25 protein-coding genes are annotated in these 25,185 nt (G+C 67.5%); all 25 read left to right on the top strand.

Going from position 1 to position 25,185, the window contains the following annotated elements:
• Nucleotides 1-3: 3 nt before the first annotated feature.
• The 25 genes from M3M28_RS05790 to M3M28_RS05910 all read left to right on the top strand — a co-directional run bounded on the left by M3M28_RS05790 (nucleotide 4) and on the right by M3M28_RS05910 (nucleotide 25,154).
• Complete coding sequence (locus M3M28_RS05790; RefSeq protein ID WP_249387863.1) at nucleotides 4-456, top strand: tetratricopeptide repeat protein; 453 nt, start codon at nucleotides 4-6, stop codon at nucleotides 454-456.
• Between the two features lie 60 nt (nucleotides 457-516).
• On the top strand, nucleotides 517-1,248 hold the full coding sequence (gene thyX / locus M3M28_RS05795; protein WP_249387864.1) for an FAD-dependent thymidylate synthase: 732 nt from the start codon (nucleotides 517-519) through the stop codon (nucleotides 1,246-1,248).
• A complete protein-coding gene (gene hemW / locus M3M28_RS05800; RefSeq protein WP_249387865.1) occupies nucleotides 1,238-2,452 on the top strand; it encodes a radical SAM family heme chaperone HemW in 1,215 nt (404 codons plus the stop codon). Before thyX ends, hemW begins: the two co-directional genes overlap by 11 nt.
• A 20-nt stretch (nucleotides 2,453-2,472) precedes the next feature.
• Entirely contained in the window at nucleotides 2,473-3,483 is a 1,011-nt protein-coding gene (hrcA, locus tag M3M28_RS05805; RefSeq protein WP_249387866.1) for a heat-inducible transcriptional repressor HrcA, read from the top strand.
• A gap of 46 nt (nucleotides 3,484-3,529) precedes the next feature.
• Nucleotides 3,530-4,624 carry a molecular chaperone DnaJ gene (gene dnaJ / locus M3M28_RS05810; protein WP_249387867.1) on the top strand — a complete coding sequence of 365 codons (1,095 nt, stop codon included), beginning with the start codon at nucleotides 3,530-3,532 and terminating at the stop codon, nucleotides 4,622-4,624.
• Nucleotides 4,624-5,355 (top strand): 16S rRNA (uracil(1498)-N(3))-methyltransferase, encoded by a 732-nt coding sequence (locus M3M28_RS05815; protein WP_249387868.1) that lies wholly within the window; start codon nucleotides 4,624-4,626, stop codon nucleotides 5,353-5,355. Before dnaJ ends, M3M28_RS05815 begins: the two co-directional genes overlap by 1 nt.
• Nucleotides 5,356-5,373: 18 nt before the next feature.
• Nucleotides 5,374-5,721, top strand: coding sequence for a histidine triad nucleotide-binding protein (locus tag M3M28_RS05820; RefSeq protein ID WP_249387869.1), 348 nt, complete (start codon nucleotides 5,374-5,376; stop codon nucleotides 5,719-5,721).
• Nucleotides 5,722-5,749: 28 nt separating this feature from the next.
• Entirely contained in the window at nucleotides 5,750-6,676 is a 927-nt protein-coding gene (locus tag M3M28_RS05825) for a PhoH family protein (RefSeq protein ID WP_249387995.1), read from the top strand.
• Complete coding sequence (gene ybeY / locus M3M28_RS05830) at nucleotides 6,673-7,149, top strand: rRNA maturation RNase YbeY (RefSeq protein ID WP_249387870.1); 477 nt, start codon at nucleotides 6,673-6,675, stop codon at nucleotides 7,147-7,149. The genes M3M28_RS05825 and ybeY overlap by 4 nt, the downstream gene beginning before the upstream one ends.
• A complete protein-coding gene (locus M3M28_RS05835; protein WP_249387871.1) occupies nucleotides 7,150-8,430 on the top strand; it encodes a hemolysin family protein in 1,281 nt (426 codons plus the stop codon).
• Nucleotides 8,427-9,314 (top strand): GTPase Era, encoded by an 888-nt coding sequence (gene era / locus M3M28_RS05840; RefSeq protein ID WP_249387872.1) that lies wholly within the window; start codon nucleotides 8,427-8,429, stop codon nucleotides 9,312-9,314. The genes M3M28_RS05835 and era overlap by 4 nt, the downstream gene beginning before the upstream one ends.
• Nucleotides 9,280-10,638, top strand: a complete 1,359-nt coding sequence (locus M3M28_RS05845; RefSeq protein ID WP_249387873.1) for a sensor histidine kinase — start codon at nucleotides 9,280-9,282, stop codon at nucleotides 10,636-10,638. Before era ends, M3M28_RS05845 begins: the two co-directional genes overlap by 35 nt.
• A 9-nt stretch (nucleotides 10,639-10,647) precedes the next feature.
• The gene (locus tag M3M28_RS05850) at nucleotides 10,648-11,319 is read left to right on the top strand and encodes a response regulator (RefSeq protein WP_249387874.1); all 672 of its coding nucleotides are present in this window, start codon (nucleotides 10,648-10,650) and stop codon (nucleotides 11,317-11,319) included.
• Between the two features lie 94 nt (nucleotides 11,320-11,413).
• Nucleotides 11,414-12,154, top strand: a complete 741-nt coding sequence (locus M3M28_RS05855) for an ATP-binding cassette domain-containing protein (protein WP_249387875.1) — start codon at nucleotides 11,414-11,416, stop codon at nucleotides 12,152-12,154.
• A 157-nt stretch (nucleotides 12,155-12,311) separates the two neighbouring features.
• Entirely contained in the window at nucleotides 12,312-14,051 is a 1,740-nt protein-coding gene (gene leuA, locus M3M28_RS05860) for a 2-isopropylmalate synthase (RefSeq protein WP_249387876.1), read from the top strand.
• Between the two features lie 14 nt (nucleotides 14,052-14,065).
• The gene (gene recO, locus M3M28_RS05865; RefSeq protein WP_249387877.1) at nucleotides 14,066-14,830 is read left to right on the top strand and encodes a DNA repair protein RecO; all 765 of its coding nucleotides are present in this window, start codon (nucleotides 14,066-14,068) and stop codon (nucleotides 14,828-14,830) included.
• A gap of 5 nt (nucleotides 14,831-14,835) precedes the next feature.
• The gene (locus tag M3M28_RS05870) at nucleotides 14,836-15,639 is read left to right on the top strand and encodes an isoprenyl transferase (RefSeq protein ID WP_249387878.1); all 804 of its coding nucleotides are present in this window, start codon (nucleotides 14,836-14,838) and stop codon (nucleotides 15,637-15,639) included.
• Between the two features lie 27 nt (nucleotides 15,640-15,666).
• Nucleotides 15,667-16,317, top strand: coding sequence for a lipoyl(octanoyl) transferase LipB (gene lipB / locus M3M28_RS05875; RefSeq protein WP_249387879.1), 651 nt, complete (start codon nucleotides 15,667-15,669; stop codon nucleotides 16,315-16,317).
• Nucleotides 16,314-17,339: a lipoyl synthase gene (lipA, locus tag M3M28_RS05880; RefSeq protein ID WP_249387880.1), complete on the top strand. Its 1,026-nt coding sequence runs from the start codon at nucleotides 16,314-16,316 to the stop codon at nucleotides 17,337-17,339. Before lipB ends, lipA begins: the two co-directional genes overlap by 4 nt.
• 51 nt (nucleotides 17,340-17,390) lie before the next feature.
• A complete protein-coding gene (locus M3M28_RS05885) occupies nucleotides 17,391-18,776 on the top strand; it encodes a glycine--tRNA ligase (RefSeq protein ID WP_249387881.1) in 1,386 nt (461 codons plus the stop codon).
• Nucleotides 18,777-18,827: 51 nt separating this feature from the next.
• On the top strand, nucleotides 18,828-19,982 hold the full coding sequence (dusB, locus tag M3M28_RS05890; protein ID WP_249387882.1) for a tRNA dihydrouridine synthase DusB: 1,155 nt from the start codon (nucleotides 18,828-18,830) through the stop codon (nucleotides 19,980-19,982).
• 3 nt (nucleotides 19,983-19,985) lie between these two features.
• A complete protein-coding gene (locus M3M28_RS05895; protein WP_249387883.1) occupies nucleotides 19,986-21,269 on the top strand; it encodes a deoxyguanosinetriphosphate triphosphohydrolase in 1,284 nt (427 codons plus the stop codon).
• A 10-nt stretch (nucleotides 21,270-21,279) separates the two neighbouring features.
• Nucleotides 21,280-23,157: a DNA primase gene (gene dnaG / locus M3M28_RS05900; RefSeq protein WP_249387884.1), complete on the top strand. Its 1,878-nt coding sequence runs from the start codon at nucleotides 21,280-21,282 to the stop codon at nucleotides 23,155-23,157.
• Nucleotides 23,158-23,181: 24 nt separating this feature from the next.
• Nucleotides 23,182-24,162, top strand: a complete 981-nt coding sequence (locus tag M3M28_RS05905; RefSeq protein ID WP_249387885.1) for an ATP-binding cassette domain-containing protein — start codon at nucleotides 23,182-23,184, stop codon at nucleotides 24,160-24,162.
• Complete coding sequence (locus M3M28_RS05910; protein ID WP_249387886.1) at nucleotides 24,159-25,154, top strand: D-isomer specific 2-hydroxyacid dehydrogenase family protein; 996 nt, start codon at nucleotides 24,159-24,161, stop codon at nucleotides 25,152-25,154. The genes M3M28_RS05905 and M3M28_RS05910 overlap by 4 nt, the downstream gene beginning before the upstream one ends.
• Nucleotides 25,155-25,185 lie beyond the last annotated feature (31 nt).

The raw sequence follows: 25,185 nt of genomic DNA on the forward strand, positions 1-25,185 counted from the left end.
CGGATGCGGCGGTTCAGCGGGGCGCAGATCGGCGTCTACGTGCTGCTCGCGCTCATGGCGATCTACCTGTTCGCCATCGCCGGCATTGTTTGGGGCCTCGTCACGAGCGGCGAGGTCATCGGCATCGTCATGGGCTTCGCGCTCATCGTGTTTCCGATCGTCGGCGTGCTGTTCGTCATGCGCGACTTGCGCTTCGTGCTGCAATCGAACCGCCTCATCGACCGGATGGCCGAGGCCGGCGAACTGCCCGAGGACAACCTGCCCCGACAGAAAAGTGGGCGACCCGACCGCGCCGCGGCCGACGCCGAGTTCGAGTCGTGGAAAGACCGGGTCGAGGCGAACCCCGGTGATTGGCGCAACTGGGTGCTGCTCGGCCTCGCGTATCGGGCTTCGGGCGACACGCCGCGCGCTCGTCAGGCGCTTCGGCGCGCGATCGAGCTCGAGCGCGCTGCCTAACTCGTCTCCGAGCGCGCCGGCCGAACTTTCCGAGGGCGCGCGACAGTTAGGATTGAGCGTGTGAGTGGTGAGATCGAATTCCGTAGCGACGTAACCGTCGAACTCGTCCGGGCCCAGGCCACCGACCGTGATGTGCTGTTCGCAGCCCGCGTCTCGACCGTGGGTGAACAGAGCCTCGACTCGGCAACCGGTGACACCGCCGAACTCGCGAAGCGCGACCGCGGTCTCATCAACTACCTTATGCGCGATCGCCATGGCACCCCGTTCGAGCACAACTCGCTCACGTTCTACGTGCAGGCGCCGCTCTTCGTCTTCCGCGAGTTCCAGCGTCACCGCATGGCGAGCTATAACGAGGAGTCGGGCCGCTACCGCGAGCTCCGCCCAGTCTTCTACGTGCCCGCGGCCGAGCGCAACCTCCGCCAGGAGGGCCGCCCCGGCAAGTACGAGTTCTTCCCCGGCAGCGCTGAGCAGGTCGACCTCGTGCAGACCGAGGTGCGCACGCAGTCCGAGGCGGCGTACGCGAGCTACCAACGGATGCTCGACGCCGGCGTCGCCCGCGAGGTCGCGCGCACGGTGCTGCCGCTCAACATCTACTCGTCGATGTACGTGACGATGAACGCCCGCTCGCTCATGAACTTCCTCTCGCTGCGCCGCAAGGCCGAGGGCTCGACCTTCCCGTCGTTCCCACAGCGCGAGATCGAGATGTGCGCCGAGAAGATGGAAGACCTCTGGTCGCAGCACATGCCCGTGACCGCCGAGGTGTTCCAGGCAAACGGTCGCGTTGCCCCCTAGCGCGCTGCCCGACGGCGACCCGGTTCCTCAGAACGGCGCGCTGCCCGAGGCTGCCGCCCAGGGGCTCACTGGCAGGCAGTTCGGGGCGTATGTGCACATCCCGTTCTGCCGGGTGCGCTGCGGCTACTGCGACTTCAACACCTACACCGCGACCGAGCTGCGCGGCGTGAGCCAGTCGAGCTACGCGGATGCGGTAGCCCAGGAAGTCGCGCTGGCCCGGGGTGTGCTCGACGACGCCGGGCATCGGGAGCCGCTCAGCACGGTGTTCTTCGGCGGCGGGACGCCCACGCTGTTGCCGGCGGCCGACCTCGTACGCACGCTCGCGACGCTGCGCGACACGTTTGGCATCGTCGACGACGCCGAGATCACGACTGAGGCGAACCCCGACTCGGTCGATGAGCAATACCTCCGTGAGCTCGTCGAGGGCGGCTTTACTCGCGTGAGCTTCGGCATGCAGTCGGCGGTGCCGCACGTGCTTCGCACGCTCGACCGCACCCACGACCCGCTCCGCGTGCCCGACGTGGTCGCTGCCGCGAAGGCGGTCGGCCTCGACGCCTCCGTCGACCTCATCTACGGCACGCCGGGGGAGTCGCTCGACGATTGGCGTCGCTCGGTAGACGCCGCGCTCGCGCTCGCGCCGACACATATCTCGGCGTACGCCCTCATCGTCGAACCGGGCACCGCGCTCGCGCGCCAGATTCGCCGCGGCGAGGTCGCCGAGGTCGACGACGACCTGCAGGCCGAGATGTACGAGTACGCCGACGCGGCCTTCGCCAAGGCCGGGTACCGCTGGTACGAGATCTCGAACTGGTCGCTCGACGGCGAGCATCCCTCGCGCCACAATCTCGCGTACTGGCACGACACCGACTGGTGGGGCTTTGGCCCGGGGGCGCATAGCCACATCAACGGCACGAGGTTCTGGAACGTGAAGCACCCCGCTGCCTACGCGCAGCGGCTCGCGCAGGGCGATTCGCCCGCCGCCGCTCGGGAGGTGCTTGACGACGAGCAGCGCTACGCCGAGCGCGTACTGCTGCGCTCCCGCCTCGTCGAGGGGCTGCCGCTCGCCGAGCTGCGCGATCGGCGCGGGGTCGCGGAACTCATCGCCGATGGCCTCGTCGACGGTGCTGCGGCGATCCGCGGAACCCTGCAACTTACCGTTCGCGGTCGGCTGCTCGCCGACGTGGTTGCCCGAGCGCTCGCCTAAGCCGAAGTAAACTGGTCGCTATGGTGAGCGAACGCAGTCTTGAGGTGTTGCGCGCCATCATCGGCGACTACGTCGCCACGCACGAGCCCGTCGGGTCGAAACGGTTGGTGGAGCGCTATCAGTTTGGCGTGTCTGCTGCGACGATTCGCAACGACATGGCCGCCCTCGAAGAGGCCGATCTCATCGCCGCACCCCACACCTCGTCGGGCCGCGTGCCCACCGACAAGGGGTACCGCGTGTTCGTCGATCGCCTCGCCGATGTGCGCCCCCTCACCACGGCGCAGCGCCGGGCGATCGAGCAGTTCATGGAGGGCTCGCTCGAACCCGAGGAATTGCTCACGCGTTCGGTGCGCACGCTCGCGCAGCTCACCGGCACCGTCGCGATCGGCCACCTGCCCTCGCTGCTCGACGCACACATCCACCGCATCGAACTCGTGTCGCTCTCGGTGCGCCGCGTGCTCGTGGTGCTCATCACCGACACCGGCCGCGTCGAACAGCGCATCGTCGACCTCGAGCGCGACACCGGCGACGAGGAATTCCTCGCGCTGCGCGACCTCGTAAACGAACGCCTCGTCGGCAAGCGGCTCGAGGACGCCGCGGCCGAGCTGCGCGAACTGCACGACGGTGACGACCTTGGCGGCGTCGCCGACCGCGTGCTGCAGTCGCTCGTGCAGCAGGTGTTTGCCAACCGCGACGACAAGCTGATCATCGCCGGCGCGGCGAATCTCGCGCTGACTGAGCACGATTTTTCGTCGATCTTCCCCGTGCTCGAGGCGATCGAAGAGCAGGTAGTCTTGCTGCGGCTCGTCGGCGAGCTCGATCTCGACGAACGAGGCGTCGCGGTGTCGATCGGCCACGAGAACCTCAACTCGGCGCTTGAGGAGACGAGCATCCTCGCCACCGGCTATACCCCCGACGGCGACGCCCGAGTCGGTATCCTCGGTCCGACGCGCATGGACTATCAGCGCAACATCGCCGCCGTTCGCGCGGTCGCGCGATACCTCTCGCGCAGCTTCGACACTCCGAGCTGATTTCGGCTCGAACCACTTCATTTCATCCACTCAGGAGGCAGAGGTCTTGGCAGACCACTACGAGACACTCGGTGTGAGCCGCGAGGCAAGCCCCGAAGAGATCAAGAAGGCGTACCGCAAGCTGGCCCGTCAGTTGCACCCCGACGTCAACCCATCGCCCGAGGCGGCCGAGAAGTTCAAAGACGTTACCGCTGCCTACGACACGCTCTCTGACCCGCAACGGCGGCAGCAGTACGACCTCGGCGATGCCGGTGGCGCCGGTGGCGGCTTCGGATTTGGCGACATCTTCGACGCGTTCTTCGGGGGCCAGGGTTCGCGCCGCGGCCCGCGTTCACGCGCGCAGCGGGGGCAGGATGCGCTGGTGCGCGTCGACCTCGACCTCGCCGAGGTGATCTTCGGCACGCATCGCGACATCGAGATCGCGACCGCCGTGCGCTGCGAGACCTGTGAGGGCAGCTGCTGCGCGCCGGGCACGAGCCCGACGACCTGCTCGACCTGTGGCGGCGCGGGCGAGGTCACTCGCCAGGTGCGCTCCGTGCTCGGCCCGGTCGTCACCTCCAGCCCCTGCGGCGTGTGCCAGGGTTACGGCACCGTCATCGAACACCCCTGCGACACCTGCCACGGCCAGGGCCGCGTGCGTTCGCAGGTGACCCTGCCGGTCGACATTCCCGCAGGTGTCGACACCGGCCTGCGCCTGCACCTGCCGGGCCAGGGCGAGGCCGGCGCCGCCGGCGGTGCCTACGGCGACATCTATCTCGAGATTCGCGTGCGCGAGGACGAGACCTTCACCCGCGACGGCGACAACTTGCTGGCCACCATCGAGGTTTCGATGGTCGACGCCGTGTTCGGCACCACGACGACGCTGCCGGGCGTTGACGGCGACATCGAGCTGGAGATCCCGGCGGGCGCGCAGTCGGGCGACGTGCTCACCGTGCGCGGCCGTGGCGTGACCCGCCTGCGCAGCCCCATTCGCGGTGATCTCGACGTGACGCTGCAGGTGCGCACGCCGACGAAGCTCGACCACAAGCAGAAGGATCTGCTCAAGCAGTTCGCCGAGCGTGACAAGCACCCGCTTACGCCAGGCCTGATCAAGGACCAGCCCGGGCTGTTCTCGAAGCTGCGCGGAAAGTTCGGCCGCTAGTGGCGCACGCCTACTTCGCGGCTGACCTCGTAGCCGTGCGCGCGGGTGACCTCATCACCGTGACCGGCCCCGAGGCTCGGCACGCAGTGAGCGTGGCGCGACTGCGGGTCGGGGAGCAACTTGCGCTCCTCGACGGCGAGGGCGGCAGCGTCACCGCCGAGGCGAGCGAAGTCGGCAACGCAGAGTTCACCGCGCGGGCACTTGCCGACGCGACCGTGGCAGCCGAGCCGAGCCCGCGCATCCTGCTCGTGCAAGCCCTCGCCAAGGGCGGCCGCGACGAGATGGCGCTGCAGGCATCCGTCGAACTCGGCATCGACGGCGTGATTCCCTGGCAGGCGCAGCGTTCGGTCTCGACGTGGCGCGGCGACAAGGTCGCGAAGCAACGCGAGCGCTGGCAGACGATCGCCCGCGAGGCGAGCAAGCAGGCGGTACGCGCACGCGTGCCGCTCGTCGAGGTGCCCGTCACGACCAAGCAGCTCGCGCACCTCGCGGGCACGATTCGCCTCGTGCTACTCGACCCCATCGCCGAGGCGCCCCTAAGCGAGCTCGAGCCGGATGCGCGCGACCTCGCCCTCGTGGTGGGTCCCGAAGGCGGCATCGACGAACGCGAGTTCGCGCTGCTCACCGAGGCGGGCGCCGAACGCCGCCGGCTCGGCGCCAATGTGCTGCGTACGTCGACCGCGGGCCCGGCCGCCCTCGCCGCGCTGTTCACCAAGCTCGGGCGCTGGTAGGCGACTAGACTCACCCGCATGGCCGAGAGCATTTTCACCCGGATCATCAATCGCGAGATTCCCGCCGAGATCGTTGCTGAAGACGATCGCGTTATCGCATTCACCGACATCAACCCGAAGGCGCCGGTGCACTTGCTGGTTGTGCCGAAGGACCCGCAGTACCGCGACGTCACCGAACTCGCCGCCGGCGACCCGGAGCTGCTCGCGCACGTCGTCGCGACGGCGAAGCGCCTCGCGGGCGAACACGGCGACGGCGATTTCCGCCTCGTGTTCAACACCGGCGCGAACGCCGGCCAGACGGTATTCCACGTACACGCGCACGTCCTCGCGGGCGGGTTGGAGGAAGGCTCACTTGCAGCAGACTGAGCGAACGGTCGTCATCGAGGGTGCGTCGATGCTGCACCTGCTGGGGCCGGGCGACCGCCTCCTGAGCACCATCGAGGCAGAGCATCCAAACGTCACGGTGCTCGTGCGCGGCAACGAGGTGCACCTGCGTGGCGACGTCGACGACGTCGAGCTCGCCGAGCGACTCGTGCGCGAGATGGCGTCGCTCGCCGGCTCGGGCGCGGTGCTCGCGCCCGACGAGGTCGCACGCTCGAAGCAACTGCTGTCGAACGGCGCAGGACCCTCGCCGACGCAGATATTCGGTGAGGCCATCGTCAACGCGCGAGGCCGCGCGGTGCGCCCCAAGACGCTCGGGCAGAAGCGCTACGTCGACGCCATCGACGTCAACACCGTCACGTTTGGCATCGGCCCCGCCGGAACCGGCAAGACGTATCTCGCGATGGCGAAGGCCGTGCAGGCCCTGCAGCGCAACGAGATCAACAAGATCGTGCTCACGCGACCCGCCGTCGAGGCGGGGGAGCGCCTCGGCTTTCTGCCGGGCACGCTCAACGACAAGATCGACCCCTACCTGCGACCGCTGTTTGACGCCCTCGGCGACATGCTCGACCCCGATCTTGTCGTCAAGCTGATGAGCCAGAACGTCGTCGAGGTGGCACCGTTGGCCTACATGCGCGGCCGCACGCTCAACGATGCCTACGTGATTCTCGACGAGGCGCAAAACACGACGCAGGAACAGATGAAGATGTTCCTCACCCGCCTGGGCTTCGGCTCGAAGCTCGTGGTGACGGGCGACGTCACCCAGGTCGATCTGCCCGGCGGCAACTCCGGCCTTCGGCACGCGTCTCGCGTGTTGCGCGACATCCCCGACATCCACTTTGCCGAGCTGACGAGCGACGACGTCGTGCGCCACAGCCTCGTCGCCAAGATCGTCGACGCCTATGACGAATACACGAGCCGCCAGGAGCAGAGCCGATGAGCATTGAAATCAACAACGAATCCGGCGCCGAGGTCGACGAGTCGTCGGTGCTCGGCCTCGCGACGTTCGCGCTCGACTATCTGCACGTGCATCCGGATGCGGAGCTCAGCATCGTATTCGCCGACGTCGCGGTGATGGAAGAGCTCCATGTGCAGTGGATGGACGAGCCCGGTCCGACCGACGTGCTCAGCTTCCCCATGGATGAGCTGCGCCCCGGTTCGATTGAACGCCAGACGCCCCCGGGCCTGCTCGGCGACATCGTCGTCTGCCCCGAAGTGGCGGCCGCCCAGGCGCTCACCAACCGGCACTCAACCATGGACGAGATTCGTTTCCTCGTCGCCCACGGCATCCTTCACCTGCTCGGGTTCGACCACGCCGAGCCCGAGGAACACAAGCGCATGTTCGGCCTGCAGGACGAGATCCTCGCCGGCTTCGCGGCGCAGGAACGCAAGAAGCAGCGGGGTCGTAAGTAAGTGAGCGGGCCGCTCGTCGTCCTCATCACCATCCTCCTCATCGTCGGCGCTGCCCTGCTGGCGGCCGTCGAGTCGGCCATCGCAGTGCTCTCGCGCGCCGATGTCGTGGATGAGGCCGAGGCGGCGGGCTCGCCGGAAACGCTGCGGCGCATCGGCGACAACATGTCGGGTCACCGCGAAGCGGTCGGCTTCGCCCGTATCGGCGCCGAAACGCTGGCGACCGTGCTCATCTCGGTCTGGTTCGCCACGTTCGTGGCTCAGCCGTGGCTCGCGTTTCTCTTCGCGTCGCTGATCATGCTCGCGGTGCACGTGCTCTTCACCGGATCGACGCCGCGCACGATCGGTCGCACGCATCCGCGCGACACGCTGCGGTTGCTCGGTTGGCTCGCGCGCGGTGGTCGAATCGTCTTCGGCCCGATCAGTGATCTGCTCGGCGCGCTCGGCGACATCGTGACCCCCTCGCAGAAGCACCGACACGCCACCGTCTCGAGCGAGGAGCAGCTGCTTTCGATGGTCGACGCCGCGACCGAGCAGGAGGTGCTCGACGAAGACGATCGCGAGCTCATCCACTCGGTGTTCGATTTCTCGGACCGCCTCGTGCGCGAGGTGATGGTTGCGCGTACCGACATGCTCACGGTCGACGCCGCCGACACCGTGCACGAAGGCCTGCGCTCGTTGCTCGAGGTCGGGATCTCGCGCGCGCCCATTGTCGGCCGCGATAGCGATGACATCCGGGGCATCGCCTACCAGAAGGACCTCGCGCGGCACCTGCTCGAGCATCCCGAATCCACGCTCGAGGTTGCCTCGCTCGCGCGGCCCGCCGTGTTCGTGCCCGAGTCGCTCGCCGCCGACACGCTGTTGCGCCGGATGCAGCGGGATTCGACGCACTTCGCCATGGTCGTCGACGAGTACGGCGGCATCGCTGGCCTCGTGACGCTCGAAGACCTCATCGAGGAGCTCGTCGGCGAGATTAGCGACGAGTTCGACCGCGGCGGTGACGAGTTCGAGCGGCTCGATGACGGTACGCTCGTAGTCTCGTCGCGCATGAACATTACCGATCTCGGGGAACTCCTCGACATCGACCTTGAACACGAAGACGTGGACTCGGTAGGCGGCCTGCTCACCACTGCGCTAGGCAGAATTCCGCAGCTCGGCGATCACGCGGAAATCGAGGGGTTGGCGCTCCTCGCCGACCGAGTCGGGCGTCGCCACCGCGTCACGCGCATTCAGGTGCGAGTGCTCGCACCCCAGCACACGAACAAAGAAGAGGAAGCAGCATGAGCGAGTACCGGGCCGGATTCGTCACGTTCATCGGGCGCCCGAATGTGGGCAAATCGACCTTGACCAATGCGCTCGTGGGCGAGAAGATCGTCATCACCTCGTCGAAGCCGCAGACCACCCGGCGCGCGGTGCGCGGCGTCGTGCACCGCGACCACGGCCAGCTCGTCATCGTTGACACGCCCGGTGTCCACCGTCCGCGCACCCTACTCGGCCAGCGGCTCAACGATGTTGTCGAGGAGACGCTTGCCGAGGTCGATGTCGTCGGCTTCTGCGTGCCCGCCGATGAGGAACTCGGCCCGGGTGACCGCTTCATCAACGAGTGGGTCGACAAAGCGAAGCGGGCGAAGAAGGTGGCCCTCGTCACCAAGGTGGAGCTCGTATCAAAGGCCAAAGTCGCCGAGCAGCTGCTCGCGCTCGCCGAGCTGCGTGAGTGGGATGCGATCATTCCGGTGTCGTCGCTCGACGACATCAACCTCGAACCCCTCGTCGACGAGCTCATCGCGCTCATGCCCGAGTCAGAGGCTCTGTACCCAGCCGACATGATCACCGAGGAGCGCTACTCGCAGCGCGTCGAGGAGCTGATTCGCGAGGCCGCCCTCGAGGGCGTGCACGACGAATTGCCGCACTCGATCGCGGTGCAGATCGAAGACATCCTCGACGATGAGGACGGCGGCCGCGAGATTTTCGCGAATGTCATTGTCGAGCGCGACAGCCAGAAGGGCATCGTCATCGGCAAGGGCGCCCAGCGACTCAAGATGGTGCGCCAGCACGCCGCAAAGCAGATCAGCGCCATCTCACCCGGCAAGGTGAAATTGACGCTGCACGTCAAGGTGGCGAAAGATTGGCAGCGTGACCCAAAGCAGCTCGGCCGTCTCGGCTTCTGACGTACCGCCGCAGCCGCGGCGGCGCGCCAACTCGCCGCTGCCGGCCTGGCTGCGGCAAACGGTAGGCCACAACGGGCAGCACCGGTGGCTCGTCGACAGCATCTTCGGCATCGGCATGATGCTGACGATCGGATTCCCGTTCACGACCCGGGCCGACTGGAGCTACTTCTTTAATTGGGCCTCGGTGCCGGTGTGGCTGCTGTTCACCGCCGCCTGCGTCATCCGTCGCGTCTCGCCGTGGAGCTCATTCGTGCTCGTCACGATCGGCTTCTGCATCAAGCTGCTGCTCGGCCTTCGGCCGCACGGCATGGAAATCGCGATCCTCATCGTGCTCTACACGGGTGCCGTCTGGGGCTCGCGCGCGTTGTTCTACCTCACGGCCGTCGCGAGCGTGGTGTACCCCGTGGTGCAATCGGCGTACATCGCGACGTTCCCGCAAGACATGCCGTTCATCACGATCTTCGCGGGCGACGGTATCGTCAGCCTCGACCGCATCATCGTGAACTTCTCGATCGTCGCCGTGCCGCTCACACTCTTCGCGATGATCAGTTGGGTCGCCGGCGCCCTGCAGCGCATGCAGATCTCGACGAGCCGCTCGGCGCACTCGGCACAGATCGCCGAGCTCGAATATCAGCGTGCGCAAGAACAGCTGGTGGTCGAACAGGAGCGCAGCCAGATCGCCCGCGACATGCACGACGTTGTCGCGCACTCGCTGGCCGTAGTGGTCGCGCAGGCCGACGGAGGCCGATATCTCATGAAGAGCTCACCGCAGGCGGTTGAACCGGTGCTCGCGACCATTTCCGAGACCGCCCGCGACGCGCTGCTCGACGTGCGCGGCCTGCTCTCGCAGCTGCGGCACACGCAGGCCGAAACTGAGCGAAAGACGCTCGACGACCTCACGCCGCTCATCGGCCGCATCCGCGCCGCGGGCCTTAATCTGCAGACGAACGTGCAGGGGGAGCGGCACCCCGTGGGCGCGAACGCCGAGGTCGCCATCTACCGGCTCGTGCAGGAGTCGCTCACGAACGCCCTGAAGTACGGCGACGGGAGATTCCCGACTCGACTGCAGACGCTGTGGGGCGAGCAGTTCGAGATCACCGTGCGCAACCGAGTCTCGCGCAAGCCGAAATTCCAGAGAGGTTCGCGCCACGGGCTCGTCGGGATGCGCGAACGGCTCGCCGTCGTCGGGGGCACCGTCACCGCCGGGCCACAGGGCGATGACTGGGTGGTGACCGCGACGGTACCCTATGCGGATCGCTCGCGCGCCGCAGCAACTCCGGGCTTGCCGAACCTGCAGAACGAGGATGCGAACGGCACAACGTAATCTGGTGCCATGAACGAATCTCCCCAGCCCGGCGGACCGATCCGCGTCGCGCTCGTTGACGACCAGCAGCTCTTCCGCGGCGGAATCCGCATGCTGGTCGACTCGCAGGACGACATGGCCTACGTCGCCGAGGCATCCGACGGCGCCGAGGCCGTGCGTCTCGCGATGTCGGTCAAACCCGACGTGATTCTCATGGACGTGCGCATGCCGAACATGGACGGGCTCGAGGCAACCCAGCAGATCGTTGCCCGTGGGCTCGAAAGCCGCATCCTCATCCTCACCACCTTCGACCTCGACAAGGCCGTGGCTCGCGCGGTCGCCGCCGGTGCTTCGGGCTTCGTGCTCAAGGACGCCGACCCCGAGTTCCTCCTCGCCGCGATCCGCACCGTGCACGGCGGCTCCGAGGTGTTCGCGGCGCAGGCGACCGCCGACCTCATCCGCCGCTTCTCTCAATCGCCGAACCGACTCGAGGGCGAGCCGGAGGAGTTCGAGGCGCTCACCGAGCGCGAACGCGAGATGTTCTTCCTCGCGGCCAAGGGCATGTCGAACGGCGAAATCGCCACCCAGGAGTTCCTCTCGGAGGCGACCGTCAAGACGCACATTTCGCGCATCCTCGCGAAGCTCGGCCTGCGCGACCGCGTGCAGCTGGTCGTCTACGCGTACGAGCACGGGCTGCTCTAAATTGCGCCTCGGCCACAGAGTCATCCCTCCGTATGACGCCCGTTCGGATGTGTCGCTGACGAATCATGCCGAGCCTGGTCGTAACGTTAGACGCATGAACGCCCAACCCAAATTCGCAGCCGGGCAACACGCCCCCGGTGCGTACGGGATGGAAGTGTTCGGCCTTCACCGCACCGGCAACGCGCCCCTGCACCGAGTCAGCTTTGTTGCCCGTCGTGGCGAGACTACGGCGCTGCTCTCGCCCGATGGCTCGGGCGGTGCCGTGCTGCGCGCGGCCCTCGGCTTTGAGCCCGTTGAGTCGGGCTTCAGCGTGATCGAGGGGCGGCGGTTCGTTCCGGCACCGGGGCAAGAGCCCATCGCTGACCCGGAGCGAGTCGGCGTGCTGCTGCGCGACCCGGTCATCACGCCCGGGCGCACGCTTGACGAACACCTGCGCCAGGGGCTGCTGCCGAATCACCGTGGCGCCCTCGGGCAGCAAGAGGTGCAGCAGCTGCGTGATTCACTCGGCTTCATGAACGCCGGCAGCGCGATCGTCTCGGAGCTACCGCTGTCGCTGCAGTACCGCGTCGCCATCGGCAGGGCCGTTGCGGCCAGGCCAGCCATCATCGCCGCGGACGATCCCTACGCAAACCTGCCGGAGCGCGAGCGGCACCTGCTCGTATCGCTGTTGCGCGCCGTCGCGAGCGAACACGGCATCGGCATCGTCCACGCCACCGGCGACGTCGACCTGGCCACCCGCGCGAATCACGTCGTCGTGATCGAGGGCGGCCGCATCACGAACGACCTGCGCGGCACCCTCCGCGTGCAGCGGCTGCTCGGCCGCAACGTTCGGTAGCTCGACAAGCGTCGATTTCGGCGGTGCTAGGCTAAACGCATGCATTCGTACGGCACCCTCCTTCTTCTGTGCCGCGGCGGGGCTTAGCAACTAAGCCTTCCCTGCCGCGGAGTTGAAGCATGGCTTAGGCCAAGAATCTTCAGAAGAAAGTTCGCACATGCGCAATCTGCAGCAGCCGTCCAAAATGCCCACCCACCGGTACGTCTCGTACGCCACCCAGTTTGGTGTCACCCTGCCCGACCGCACCTGGCCCGACCAAGTCATCACGAAGGCGCCGCGCTGGTGCGCCGTCGACCTCCGCGACGGCAACCAGGCCCTGATCGACCCGATGTCGCCCGAGCGCAAGCTCGTCATGTTCGACCTGCTTGTGCGCCTCGGCTACAAGGAGATCGAGGTCGGGTTCCCCTCGGCGAGCCAGACTGACTTCGACTTCGTGCGTCGCCTCATCGACGAGAACCACATTCCCGACGACGTCACCATCCAGGTGCTGACCCAGGCGCGCGAGCACCTCGTCAAGCGCACCTACGAGTCGCTGCGCGGTGCGAAGCGCGCGATCGTGCACCTCTACAACTCGACAAGCGTGCTGCAGCGCGAGGTCGTGTTCCGCGAAGACCGCGAAGGCGTGAAGCAGATCGCGCTCGAGGGCGCACGCATGTGTAAGCGCTTCGAGTCGATCGCCGAAGGCACCGAGATCTTCTACGAGTACTCTCCCGAGAGTTACACCGGCACCGAGCTCGACTACGCGCTCGAGGTGAGCAACGCGATCATTGAGGAGCTCGACGCGACGCCCGAGCGTCCGATCATCATCAACCTGCCCGCGACCGTCGAGATGTCGACTCCGAACGTCTACGCCGACTCGATCGAGTTCATGCATCGCAATCTCGACCGCCGCGAATCGGTGATTCTCTCGCTGCACCCGCACAACGACCGCGGCACCGCGGTCGCCGCGGCCGAACTCGGCTACCAGGCCGGCGCCGACCGCATCGAGGGCTGCCTGTTCGGCAATGGCGAGCGCACCGGTAACGTCGACCTCGTTACCCTCGGCGTCAACCTGTTCACGCAGGGTGTCGACCCCGAGATCGACTTCTCGAACATTGACGAGATTCGCCGCACCGTCGAATACTGCAACCAACTGCGCGTGGGGGAGCGCCACCCGTGGGGCGGCGACCTCGTCTACACCGCGTTCTCGGGCTCGCACCAGGACGCGATCAAGAAGGGCTTCGAGGCGATGGCGGCGAAGTCGGACGAAACCGGCGTGCCGGTCGACGAGCTCGAGTGGGCCGTGCCGTACCTGCCGGTCGACCCGCGTGACCTCGGCCGCACCTACGAGGCCGTGATTCGCGTCAACTCGCAGTCGGGCAAGGGTGGCGTGGCCTACCTGCTCAAGGAGCACCACAACCTCGAGCTGCCGCGCCGGCTGCAGATCGAGTTCTCGGCGACGGTGCAGCAGCGCACCGATACCGAGGGTGGCGAGGTCGCGCCCGACGACATCTGGCAGATCTTCGTCGACGAGTACCTGCCGGCAACGGAGGCCGCCGAGAAGTGGGGCCGACTCGAAATCTTCGGCGTTCGCACCGCGACCGAAATGGACGGCACGACTGCCATCACCGTGAAGTTGCGTCGCGAAGACGAAGAGCTCACGATCGAGAGCACCGGCAACGGACCGATCAACGCGTTCCTCAACGTGCTCGAAGACCGCGGCTACGAAGTCAAGCTCTACGACTACGTCGAGCACACGCTGTCAGCGTCGGGCGACGCCCTCGCGGCGGCCTACGTCGAGCTCGAGGTCAATGGCCAGCGCCTGTGGGGCGTCGGCATCGACCCCGACATCTCGAACGCCTCGCTCAAGGCGATCGTGTCGAGCGTGAACCGCGCGGTGCGCAACGCAAAGCAGTAACTCGAGGGCTGAGGATGCCGAACTATACCGACGAGGTCGTGATTCTTCGCGGCCGTCCGCTCGGCGAGGCCGACCGCATCCTCACCTGTTTCGGGCGACAGCACGGCAAGATCAGTGCTGTCGCCCGGGGCGTGCGCCGCACAGCCTCGAAGTTCGGCGCCCGCGTCGAGGCGGGCAACGTCATCGACGCGCAGTTCTACACGCGCGGCCACGGGCCCGCCGGGCTCGACACGCTCACCCAAGCCGTGACGGTGCACAGCTTCGCGGCGAAGATGGTCGACGACTTCGACGTGTACACGATGTCGGCCGCGATCCTCGAGGCGGCCGACCGCATCCTCGAGGCCGAGCCGGCGCCGCTCCAGTTCGCCCAGCTCGTCGGCTCGCTGCGGTACCTGGCGCGGCGCGAGCATCCGGCCGGGCTCGTACTCGATGCGTACCTGCTTCGGTCGCTCGCGCTGGCCGGCTGGCGGCCGACGTTCACCGATTGCGCTCGGTGTGGCAAAGCCGGGCCGCACTCACGTATCTCGCTCACCGCCGGCGGCGCCGTCTGTGACGACGATGCCCGCTCGACCGGGGCCGTCATGTACGCCGACGTCGACACCATGCGCCTGCTCTGGGCCTTGCTCGCGGGCAATTGGGGCGTCGCCGAGGCGACCGACGACGGCACGCGCGCGGCGGCCCACCGCATCGTGAGCGCCTACGCGCAATTCCACCTCGAACGCGGGCTGCGGTCGATGACGGTGCACGACCAGGATCGCTCCGGGCCCGGCGTACCCTAAACGGTATGACTACGCCCGAGACCCGCACGTTCAAGCCCCTGGACTGGACGGGACTCACTCCACCGTCGTTCCCAGCCGCAGCCGTGCCGGCACACGTCGCCGTCGTCATGGACGGAAACGGTCGCTGGGCGAACCAGCGGGGGCTTCCCCGCACCGAGGGGCACCGCGCCGGCGAGGCGGCGCTGCTCGACGTCGTCGCGGGCGCGATCCAGGCCGGAGTGAAGCACCTCTCGGTCTATGCATTCTCGACCGAGAATTGGGCCCGCTCGGCCGCCGAGGTGCGATTCCTCATGGGCTTCAACCGCGAGGTGCTGCACCGGCAACGCGACCAGCTACACGAGTGGGGCGTCAAGGTCGTGTGGTCGGGCAACCGCACCCGCCTCTGGAAATCGGTGATCAAGGACCTCCTCGCCGCTGAGGAACTCACCCGCCACAACACCGGCATGACGCTGAACATGTGCGTCAACTACGGCGGCCGGGTCGAGCTGCGGGATGCGGTGCAAGCGATCGCGCGCGACGTCGCGGCGGGCAAGCTCAAGCCCGAGCGCATCCGCGAGTCGCACATCGCCGCGCACCTCTACCAACCGCAGCTACCTGACGTCGATCTCTTCGTGCGTTCGTCGGGCGAGCAGCGCACTTCGAACTTCCTGCTCTGGGAGTCGGCGTATGCCGAGATGGTCTTCCTCGACACGCTCTGGCCCGACTTCACGCGGGAAGACCTCTGGCGCGCCATCGGCCTCTACATCTCGCGCGACCGCCGCTTCGGTGGCGCGGTCGACGCGCCACAGGGCGTCACGCAAACGCCGTAGTGCCGACAATCTGCTTTACTGGACGGCGTGCAACAACTACGCCTCTTTGAATCAGGCCGTTCGAAATACCTCGATGTCGACGCGACGCAGCGGCGCATCCATGCTGAGGTCGCCGCGGGCAACCACGCCGACACGGTGATCTACTCCGAGTTCGAGCCCGTCTCCACCGCCGGGTCGCGCACCGCCGACGCCGACATTCCGAACGAGGATGTGCCGATCGTGCGCATCGACCGCGGCGGGTCGGTGACCTACCACGGCCCGGGGCAGCTCGTCGCGTATCCGATCGTGCTCATCCGCGGCCGCCAGGATGTCGTCGCCTACGTGCGCGCTCTCGAAGCCGCGGTGATGGGTGCCGTCGCCGAACTTGGTGTGCAGAGCCAACGCGTCGACGGCCGCACCGGCGTGTGGATCGTGCGCGACGGTGCGCCCGACCGGAAGCTCTGCGCCATTGGCGTGCGTTTCTCGAAGCACGCGACCATGCACGGCCTAGCGCTCAACGTGCATCCCGAGCTGCACGACTTCGACCGCATCGTGCCGTGCGGCATCCGCGACGCCGGCGTCACTTCGCTCGCCGAGCTCGGCGTCGACGCGAGCCTCGCCGAGGTCGCCGACGTGCTGCACCCGCACCTTGACCGTCAACTTGTCCGCTTCCAGGCACCCGTGGAGGTGACCGTATGAACACGCTCGCACCCGAAGGGCGAAAGTTGCTGCGCGTCGAGGCGCGTAACGCCGAGACCCCGATTGAGACCAAGCCCGAGTGGATTCGCACGCGTGCGACCGCGAACGAGCAGTATCAGGACGTCAAGCGCCTCGCGCGCCAAAGCAACCTGCACACGGTGTGTGAGGAGGCCGGCTGCCCGAACATCTACGAGTGCTGGGAGGACCGCGAGGCGACGTTCCTCATCGGCGGCGATCAGTGCACGCGCCGCTGCGACTTCTGCATGATCGCGACGGGCAAACCGCTCGGCTACGACCGCGAGGAGCCGCTCCGCGTGGCCGAATCGGTGCGCGAGCTCGGTCTGCGCTACGCGACCGTCACGGGTGTCGCGCGTGACGATCTGCCGGACGGCGCATCCTGGCTGTTCGCCGAGACCGCGCGACAGATTCACGCCCTCAACCCGGGCACCGGCGTCGAGTTGCTCGTCGACGACTTCCGCGGAGGCGACGATGCGATCGTGGCGGTCTGCGAGGCCCAGCCCGAGGTCTTCGCCCACAACATCGAGACGGTGCCGTGCATCTTCAAGGAGATCCGCCCCGGGTTCCGCTACGACCGATCGCTGCGGATGCTCTCGCGGGCGAGCGAGCTCGGCATGGTCACGAAGTCGAACCTCATTCTCGGCATGGGGGAGACCCGCGACGAGATCGAGGCGACGATGCGCGACCTGCGCGACCACGACGTCGACATCCTCACGCTCACGCAGTACCTGCGCCCGAGCAAGCTGCACCACCCGATCGACCGCTGGGTGAAGCCGGAGGAATTCATCGAGCTCTCCGACGTAGCCCGCGAGCTCGGTTTCGTGGGCGTCATGGCCGGACCGCTCGTGCGCTCGTCGTACCGCGCCGGCCGACTGTGGGCGCAGGCGACCAAGGCGAAGGGACGCCCGATTCCCGAGCAACTCGCGCACCTCGACACCGATACCCCGGCGCGTCAGGAGGCGACCGAGGTGCTCGCTCGGCACACGGCTAAGATGGGAAGCTGATTCTCGCTGGCCCCGCGCCAGCGCCCGCCCACCATCAGGAGTGTTCAACAGATGGCAGCCTCCAAGCTCGACCAGGTCATCGCGCTCGCCAAGCGACGCGGCTTCGTGTACCAGGCGGGTGAAATCTATGGAGGTTCGCGCTCGGCATGGGACTACGGCCCCCTCGGCGTCGAACTCAAGGAGAACATCAAGCAGCAGTGGTGGCAGTACTTCGTACGCGGCCGCGCCGACATGGTCGGCCTCGACTCGGCCGTCATTCTGCCGAAGCGCGTGTGGGAGGCCTCGGGCCACGTCGCGACCTTCACCGACCCGCTGATTGAGTGCACGAATTGCCACAAGCGCCAGCGCCAGGATCACCTGCTCGAAGCCTTCGAAGCGAAGAAGGGCCGCGAGGCGACGGGCATGGACGAGATCGTCTGCCCCGAGTGCGGCACCAAGGGTCAGTGGACCGAGCCCCAGAACTTCTCGGGCCTCATGAAGACCTACCTCGGCGCTGTCGACAACGAAGAGGGCCTGCACTACCTGCGCCCCGAGACGGCGCAGGGCATCTTCGTCAACTTCAACAATGTCGTCACGACCGCGCGCAAGAAGCCGCCGTTCGGCATCGGTCAGGTCGGCAAGTCGTTCCGCAACGAGATCACGCCCGGGAACTTCATCTTCCGCACCCGCGAGTTCGAGCAGATGGAGATCGAGTACTTCGTGCCGCCGGCGGATGCATCGCAGCACTTCGACGAGTGGGTCGAGGCCTGCTGGAACTGGTTCGTCGACCTCGGCATCAACCCCGAGCACATGCGCCAGTTCGACGTGCCCGACGGAGAGCGCGCACACTACTCCGACCGCACGATCGACTTCGAGTACGAGTTCGGCTTCACCGGCAGCGCCTGGGGTGAACTCATGGGTGTGGCGAACCGCACCGACTTCGACCTCAAGTCGCACACCGATGCCTCGGGCACGGCGCTGCAGTTTTTCGACCAGGCCGCTGGCGAGCACTACACGCCATACGTGATCGAGCCGTCGTTCGGTCTCACCCGCTCACTCATGGCGTTCCTCGTCGACGCGTACGAGGAGGACGAGGCGCCCAATGCGAAGGGTGGCGTTGACACCCGCACCGTGCTTCGCCTCGACCCGCGGCTGGCTCCCGTCAAGGCCGCCGTGCTGCCGCTGTCGAAGAAGGAGGAGCTCGCGCCTCTCTCGAAGCGCGTCGCGGACGAGCTGCGTGCCGGGGGTCGTTGGAACATCGACTACGACGACGCGGGCCAGATCGGCCGCCGGTACCGTCGTCAGGACGAGATCGGTACCCCGCTCTGCATCACGGTCGATTTCGACTCGCTCGACGATAACGCCGTGACGGTGCGCGACCGCGACACCATGACGCAGGAGCGCGTGAGCGTCGACCGCCTCTACGGCTACGTCGCGGAGCGCCTGCGCGGCGCCTAACCGCGGTTCGGGGTCGCCAATCCCCGCGCGGGGTGCGAGAATAGTTCGGTTATGCCGACTGCAACTCTCTCGCACTCTCCCGCGCTGAAGATTGGCGACCTCGAGGTCGCCTCGCCAGTCGTGCTCGCGCCGATGGCCGGAGTGACGAACGAGGCGTTCCGCCGGCTCTGCCGTGAATACGGCGCCGGCCTCTATGTCACCGAGATGGTGACAACCCGCGCGCTCGTGGAACGCAACGAATCGACGATGCGGCTCATCCACCACCACCCATCGGAAGACATTCGGTCGATACAGCTCTACGGCGTCGACCCGAACACGGTCGGTGACGCGGTCGGCCTGCTCGTCGACGAGGATCGCGCCGACCACATCGACCTCAACTTTGGCTGCCCCGTGCCGAAGGTCACGCGCCGCGGCGGCGGCTCGGCACTGCCCTGGAAGTCCGATCTCTTCGAGGCGATCTGCGCCACGGCGGTGCGACGCGCCGGCGGCGTGCCCCTCACGATCAAGATCCGCAAGGGCATCAACGACGACCACCTGACCTACCTCGAGGCGGCGAAGATCGCCGAGCAGGCAGGTGTCGCGGCGATCACGCTGCACGCGCGCACGCTCGAGCAGCAGTATTCCGGCACGGCCGACTGGCACGCAATCCGCACGCTCAAAGAAACGATCTCGTCGATTCCGATCCTCGGCAACGGCGACGTGTTCGAGGGCGAGGACGGACCGCGGATGATGGCCGAGACTGGCTGCGACGGCGTCGTGGTCGGGCGAGGCGTGCTCGGCCGCCCGTGGCTCTTCGGCGATCTCGAGGCCGCCTTCTCGGGCAGCGAGCGGCGCATCCAGCCCGGCCTGCGCGAGGTCGGCCAGGCGATGGTGCGTCACGCCGAACTCCTCGTCGACTTCTTCGGCGACGAGGCGCACGGCTGCCGCGACTTCCGCAAGCACGTCGCCTGGTACTTCAAGGGCTATCCCGTCGGTGGCGAGCTGCGTAAGCGCTTCGCCCTCATTGACTCGCTCGACGAGCTGCGGTCACTTGCCGACGGGCTTGAGGATGCGCCCTGGCCGGGTGCGGGCGCAGAAGGCCCCCGCGGTCGCTCGGGCAGCCCGAAGCGCGCCGTGCTGCCGCAGGGCTGGCTCGACTCGCGCAGCCTGCTTGCCTCCGAAAGCGCCGACATCGCCGCGGCCGAGCTCGACGTCTCGGGAGGCTAGGGGATGCGCGCACCCGGCCTGAACGGCCCCGCGAGCCACTACTCGCCCGACGACGCAGCCCGGTTTCTGCCGGAGTTTCACGAGAACCGTCGCCGCTCATCCTTCGCCCGCGACCGGGCACGGCTGCTGCACTCGTCGGGCCTGCGTCGCCTCGCCCTGAAGACCCAGGTGCTCTCGCCGACGACAGGCGCCGACTTTGCGCGTAACCGTCTTACGCACTCGCTCGAGGTCGCCCAGGTCGGCCGCGAGATCGCGGGCTCGCTCGCGCTCGACCCCGACATCGTTGACACCGCGTGTCTCGCGCACGACATCGGTCACCCGCCCTTCGGCCACAACGGCGAACGGGCGCTCAACGACTGGTCGGCCGACATCGGCGGCTTCGAGGGCAACGCGCAGACGCTTCGGCTCGTGTCGAGACTCGAGCCGAAGGTGTTCGACGACGAGGGGCGGGCATGCGGTCTCAACCTGACCCGCGCATCCCTCGACGCGGCATGCAAGTACCCGTGGGATCGCGAGACGGGACTCGCGCTCGGCACCCGCAAGTTCGGCGTGTACGAGGACGATCGGCCGGTGTTCGACTGGCTGCGGGCCGGCGCGCCGACCGGGCGCAAGTGCATCGAAGCGCAGGTCATGGACCTGAGCGACGACATTGCCTACTCGGTGCATGACCTCGAGGATGCGGTGGTCGAGGGCTTCCTGCCGCTACCCGAGCTCGAGGATGCCGAGAACCGCGAGGCGATTCTCTTTAACGCCGTCGAGTGGTCGGGCCGCAAGTTCGGCGAGGATGAGCTCGGCGCAGCCTTCGATCGACTGCTCGCGCTGCCGTGGTGGGTGCACGACTATTCCGCGTCGGCCCGCGACCGGGCGGCGCTCAAGAACCTCACCTCGCAGCTCATCGGCCGCTTTGCGAAGGCATCGATCGAGGCGACGCTCGCGGCCTACGGCAGCGAGAGCCTACTGATTCGCTTCGGCGCCGAGGTGATCGTGCCGCGCGAGATCGAGGCCGAGATCGCGCTGCTCAAGGGCAGCGTCGCCGGTTTTGTCATGAGCCTGCCGACGCGCCAGCCGGTCTACGCCCGCCAGCGCGAGCTGCTCACCGAGCTGCTCGAGGCGCTCTGGGCGACCGGCACGCTGCACCTCGAGCGCGAGTTCGCCGACCTCTTCGACGAGGCCGACGACGACGCGGCCCGCCGCCGCGTCATCATCGATCAGGTCGCCTCGCTCACTGATCAGTCGGCGCTTGCGCTGCATGCGAACGTCGCCACCGTCGGCGTGGCCAGCGCCTAGAATCGGTGCCATGGCGCGCATCCGACGAACTGACATTGACGAGGTACGAGCGCGCACGAATATCGACGACGTCGTCGGCGACTACGTCACGCTGAAGTCGGCGGGTGTCGGCTCGCGCAAGGGCCTGTGCCCGTTCCACGACGAGCGCACGCCGTCGTTTCACGTCCGCCCGCAACTCGGTTTCTACCACTGCTTCGGCTGCGGGGAGTCGGGCGATGTCTTCTCGTTCCTGCAGAAGATGGACCACATCAGCTTCGTCGAGGCCGTCGAGCGGCTCGCGGGGCGCCTCGGGTACCAGCTCACCTACGAGGACGGCGGTGAGGCCCCAGATCACAGCAACCGCGTGCGCCTGCTGCAGGTGAACGCCGAGGCCGAGAAGTTCTTCCAGGCGCAACTCGCCACCGCCGACGCACAGATCGGCCGCGACTTCCTCGGCGGTCGCGGGTTTGACCCGCAGGCCGCTGCGCACTTCGGCGTCGGTTACGCCCCGAAATCATGGGATGCGCTCTCGAAGCACCTGCGCACGAAGGGCTACTCGACGCAGGAGTTGCAGGACGCCGGGCTCGTGTCGACGAACGATCGCGGCTCGAGCTACGACCGCTTCCGCGGCCGCCTCGTCTGGCCGATCCGCGACACCTCCGGGCAGACCGTCGGTTTCGGCGCGCGCAAGCTCTTCGACGACGACAAGGGCCCGAAGTATCTGAACACGCCCGAGACCGAGATCTACCACAAGTCGCGCGTGCTCTACGGGCTCGATCTCGCGAAGCGCGACATCTCGCGCGGCCACAAGGTGGTCGTGGTCGAGGGCTACACCGACGTCATGGCTGCCCACCTCGCGGGCGTGACCACCGCTGTCGCCACCTGTGGCACGGCCTTCGGCGTCGACCACATCAAAATTTTGCGGCGCATCATGGACGACGAGTCGAATCGCGGCCGCGTCATCTTCAACTTCGACCCTGACGAGGCTGGCCGCAAGGCCGCCATGCGCGCGTTCGCGGAGGAGAACCGCTTCGTCGCGCAGACCTTCGTCGCGGTCGACACGACGCACGAGGGCCTCGACCCGTGCGACCTGCGTCTGAAGCACGGCGACGCGGCGATCGTGTCGCTCATCGACCACGCCGTTCCGATGTATGAGTTCGTCGTGCGCGAGCAGATCAAGCGCCACAACCTGCGCAATGCCGAGGGTCGCGTGGCGGCCCTGCGCGAGGCCGCGCCGATCATCGCGAGCATCCGCGACCGCGCCCTGCGCCCCGAGTACGTGCGCCAGCTCTCGGGCTGGCTCGGCATGGACCTCGAGCAGGTACAACGCGAGGTGCGTCGACACGAGCAGGCGGCGAACGCGCCGAGCGACCCCCATGGTGATCCGAGCGGAATCGCCGACAACACCTACGCGATGCCGATCGTGCGCATGCGCGATCTGCCGAACGACCCGATCACCCGGCTCGAGCGCGACGCCCTCAGCGCCGTCCTGCAATACCCGAAGATGCTGTCAGAGGTGCAGCTCGACGGCGTGCTCGCCGCCAGCTTCTCGGATGCGTCGCTCGACACCGTGCGCAACGCGATCGTGGCGACGCGCGGCACCCTCGGCACGCCGCAGTGGTTGCCCGAGGTGCACGAGGAGGTACCGTCGTCGTTCGTGCCGCTGGTCACCGACCTATCGATGGCGCCGCTGCCCGCCGGGCCCGGCCCCGAACAGGTGGCCGCGTACGTGCGGTCGGTCACCGCGGCGCTCATCGAGCGCGACCTGCTTCGCCGCAAGGCCGAGCTGCTCGGCGAGCTGAAGCGCACTGACATCGAGACGGACCCCCTCGGGCACCGTGAGCTCAGCGAACGGCTCGTTGAGGTCGAGCGCCGCAAGCGCGAGCTGCGCGAGTCCGTCGAGGCCTAAGCCCGAGCCCGCTAGGCTCGTGGCATGAGCAGCGTCATTAGTGCCCGAGATCTGTCGATTTCGTACGGTCCGCGCATTGGCGACGCTGAGGCCCGAGTCCTTTCGGGCGTGAACATCGAGTTGCGCGAGGGCGAGATCCTCGGCGTCGTCGGTTCTGCGGGCAGCGGCAAGACGTCGCTCGGCCGCGTGCTTTCTGGCCGCGGGCTGCTGCGCGGGGCACCGCATCCGTGGCCCTGGATCTCGGGCGGCGAGCTACACGTTGATGGCGTGAATTTGCGCAAGCCCACCCGGGCCGATTTGCGCCGCCTGCCGCTGACGGTCGGCTACCTCGCCCCGAACTCGGGCCAGACGATGCGCAACGACCTCACGGTAGCCGAGAACATCGCCGAGCCGGTGCTGAGCCGCGACCGCCACTTTGACAAGCGCTCGCTCGGTAAGGCGGCCGCCCTGCTCATCGACGCGGTCGACCTCGAACTCGGTGTGCTCAACCGCTTCCCGTTCGAGCTCTCGCGCGGTCAGCGACAGCGCGTCGCCTTCGCGCGCGCCCTCATCGTCGAGCCGCGCCTGCTCATCGTCGACGAGCCGGCGCAGGGCGTCGACGTCATCGCGCGCCCGGCGCTGTTCGAGCTGCTTGAGCGGCTCAACCGTGGCCGCACGCTCTCGATGCTGGTCATCAGCAATGACCTCGCGACGGTCGAGCGGCTCACGAGCAACGTGGTCATCACCGACCGCGGCACCGTGCTCGCGCGCGGCAAGATCGACGAGGTGCTGCGCGACCCGTTCGATCCGTATCTGCAGCGGATGCGCGATGCCCGCGAGTTCGCCCGGGCGCCGCTTCCCGGCCTCGTCGACCGCGACCTCGTCGCCGCGGCCGAGCGCGTGGCCGGCGGCCTGTTCCGCGACGACGAACCCGACGCGGTGGCCGCTGCGGAGCGCGACCGTCTGCTCGAGGATCGCCCCGAGTTCGCTCGATTCCACACCAACGATGAGGAGACCACGAATTGACCGCATTCCACCACCGCGAGGTGCTCAGCGCTCCGGCCACAAAGCTCGAGGGCGACGCGCGCCCCAATCCCGGCAAGATCACGGTGCTGCCAGCCGGATCTGGCCGAGCGCAGACGCAGGCGGTGCTGGATGCCGGGGGAGAGGTCACGGAGCTTTCGGAGGCCACGCGTGGGCTCATCTACACGTCGTACCACGACATCGAGCCGCTGTTCGAGGCACTCGACGCCTACCCCAACATCGGTTGGGTGCAGCTGCCCTACGCGGGGATCGACGCGTACGCGAAGCGCCTCGCACCCTACGCCGAGCGCGGCCTCGTGGTGACCTCCGCAAAGGGCTCGTATGCACAGCCGGTGGCCGAGCACGCGCTGGCGTTGACGCTCGCGGCGCAGCGCAGCCTCGCGCTGCGGTCCCGCGCTACCAAGTGGGGGCCGTCGCTGGGTCGCTCGCTCTACGGCAATCACGTCGTCATTCTGGGTGCTGGCGGCATTGCCGCCGAGCTGCTCAGTCTGTTGCGCCCCTTCGGCGTCACCACGACGGTTGTCCGCCGCAGCGCGACGCCGCTTGAGGGCGCCGATCGCACCGTGACGAGCGATGAGTTCGACACCGTGCTGCCGGAAGCCGACGTGGTCGTGCTCGCGGCCGCCTCGACCGACGAGACCTACCACCTCATCAACGCCGGGCGCCTGCGGGCCATGAAGGCGACGGCCGTGCTCGTGAATATCGGCCGCGGCCCACTCGTCGATACGGACGCCCTTGAGTCAGCGCTGAACGCCGAGGAGATCTACGGAGCAGGCCTCGACGTGACCGACCCTGAGCCGCTGCCCGAGGGGCACCCGCTCTGGTCGAACGACCGCTGCCTCATCACGCCGCACTCGGCCGACACGCCAGAGATGACGCTGCCGCTGCTGCTGCGACGCATCGACGACAACGTGCGCGGCTTCCTCTCAACTGGCGAGTTCGTGGGGCTGGCAGACCCTGTCAAGGGGTACTAACCGGCCTGCTCGGTTGCGCATCCGAGGATTC

It is taken from the genome of Gulosibacter sediminis (assembly GCF_023370115.1).
Taxonomy (GTDB): Bacteria; Actinomycetota; Actinomycetes; order Actinomycetales; family Microbacteriaceae; genus Gulosibacter; species Gulosibacter sediminis_A.

What these genes read in the sequence shown, in the direction of transcription:
- M3M28_RS05790 (WP_249387863.1), top strand. Translation starts at nt 4, where the DNA reads ATGCGGCGGTTCAGCGGGGCGCAGATCGGCGTCTACGTGCTGCTCGCG.
- hrcA (WP_249387866.1), top strand. Translation starts at nt 2,473, where the DNA reads ATGGTGAGCGAACGCAGTCTTGAGGTGTTGCGCGCCATCATCGGCGAC.
- M3M28_RS05820 (WP_249387869.1), top strand. Translation starts at nt 5,374, where the DNA reads ATGGCCGAGAGCATTTTCACCCGGATCATCAATCGCGAGATTCCCGCC.
- M3M28_RS05825 (WP_249387995.1), top strand. Translation starts at nt 5,750, where the DNA reads ATGCTGCACCTGCTGGGGCCGGGCGACCGCCTCCTGAGCACCATCGAG.
- ybeY (WP_249387870.1), top strand. Translation starts at nt 6,673, where the DNA reads ATGAGCATTGAAATCAACAACGAATCCGGCGCCGAGGTCGACGAGTCG.
- era (WP_249387872.1), top strand. Translation starts at nt 8,427, where the DNA reads ATGAGCGAGTACCGGGCCGGATTCGTCACGTTCATCGGGCGCCCGAAT.
- M3M28_RS05850 (WP_249387874.1), top strand. Translation starts at nt 10,648, where the DNA reads ATGAACGAATCTCCCCAGCCCGGCGGACCGATCCGCGTCGCGCTCGTT.
- M3M28_RS05855 (WP_249387875.1), top strand. Translation starts at nt 11,414, where the DNA reads ATGAACGCCCAACCCAAATTCGCAGCCGGGCAACACGCCCCCGGTGCG.
- leuA (WP_249387876.1), top strand. Translation starts at nt 12,312, where the DNA reads ATGCGCAATCTGCAGCAGCCGTCCAAAATGCCCACCCACCGGTACGTC.
- recO (WP_249387877.1), top strand. Translation starts at nt 14,066, where the DNA reads ATGCCGAACTATACCGACGAGGTCGTGATTCTTCGCGGCCGTCCGCTC.
- M3M28_RS05870 (WP_249387878.1), top strand. Translation starts at nt 14,836, where the DNA reads ATGACTACGCCCGAGACCCGCACGTTCAAGCCCCTGGACTGGACGGGA.
- lipA (WP_249387880.1), top strand. Translation starts at nt 16,314, where the DNA reads ATGAACACGCTCGCACCCGAAGGGCGAAAGTTGCTGCGCGTCGAGGCG.
- M3M28_RS05885 (WP_249387881.1), top strand. Translation starts at nt 17,391, where the DNA reads ATGGCAGCCTCCAAGCTCGACCAGGTCATCGCGCTCGCCAAGCGACGC.
- dusB (WP_249387882.1), top strand. Translation starts at nt 18,828, where the DNA reads ATGCCGACTGCAACTCTCTCGCACTCTCCCGCGCTGAAGATTGGCGAC.
- M3M28_RS05895 (WP_249387883.1), top strand. Translation starts at nt 19,986, where the DNA reads ATGCGCGCACCCGGCCTGAACGGCCCCGCGAGCCACTACTCGCCCGAC.
- dnaG (WP_249387884.1), top strand. Translation starts at nt 21,280, where the DNA reads ATGGCGCGCATCCGACGAACTGACATTGACGAGGTACGAGCGCGCACG.
- M3M28_RS05905 (WP_249387885.1), top strand. Translation starts at nt 23,182, where the DNA reads ATGAGCAGCGTCATTAGTGCCCGAGATCTGTCGATTTCGTACGGTCCG.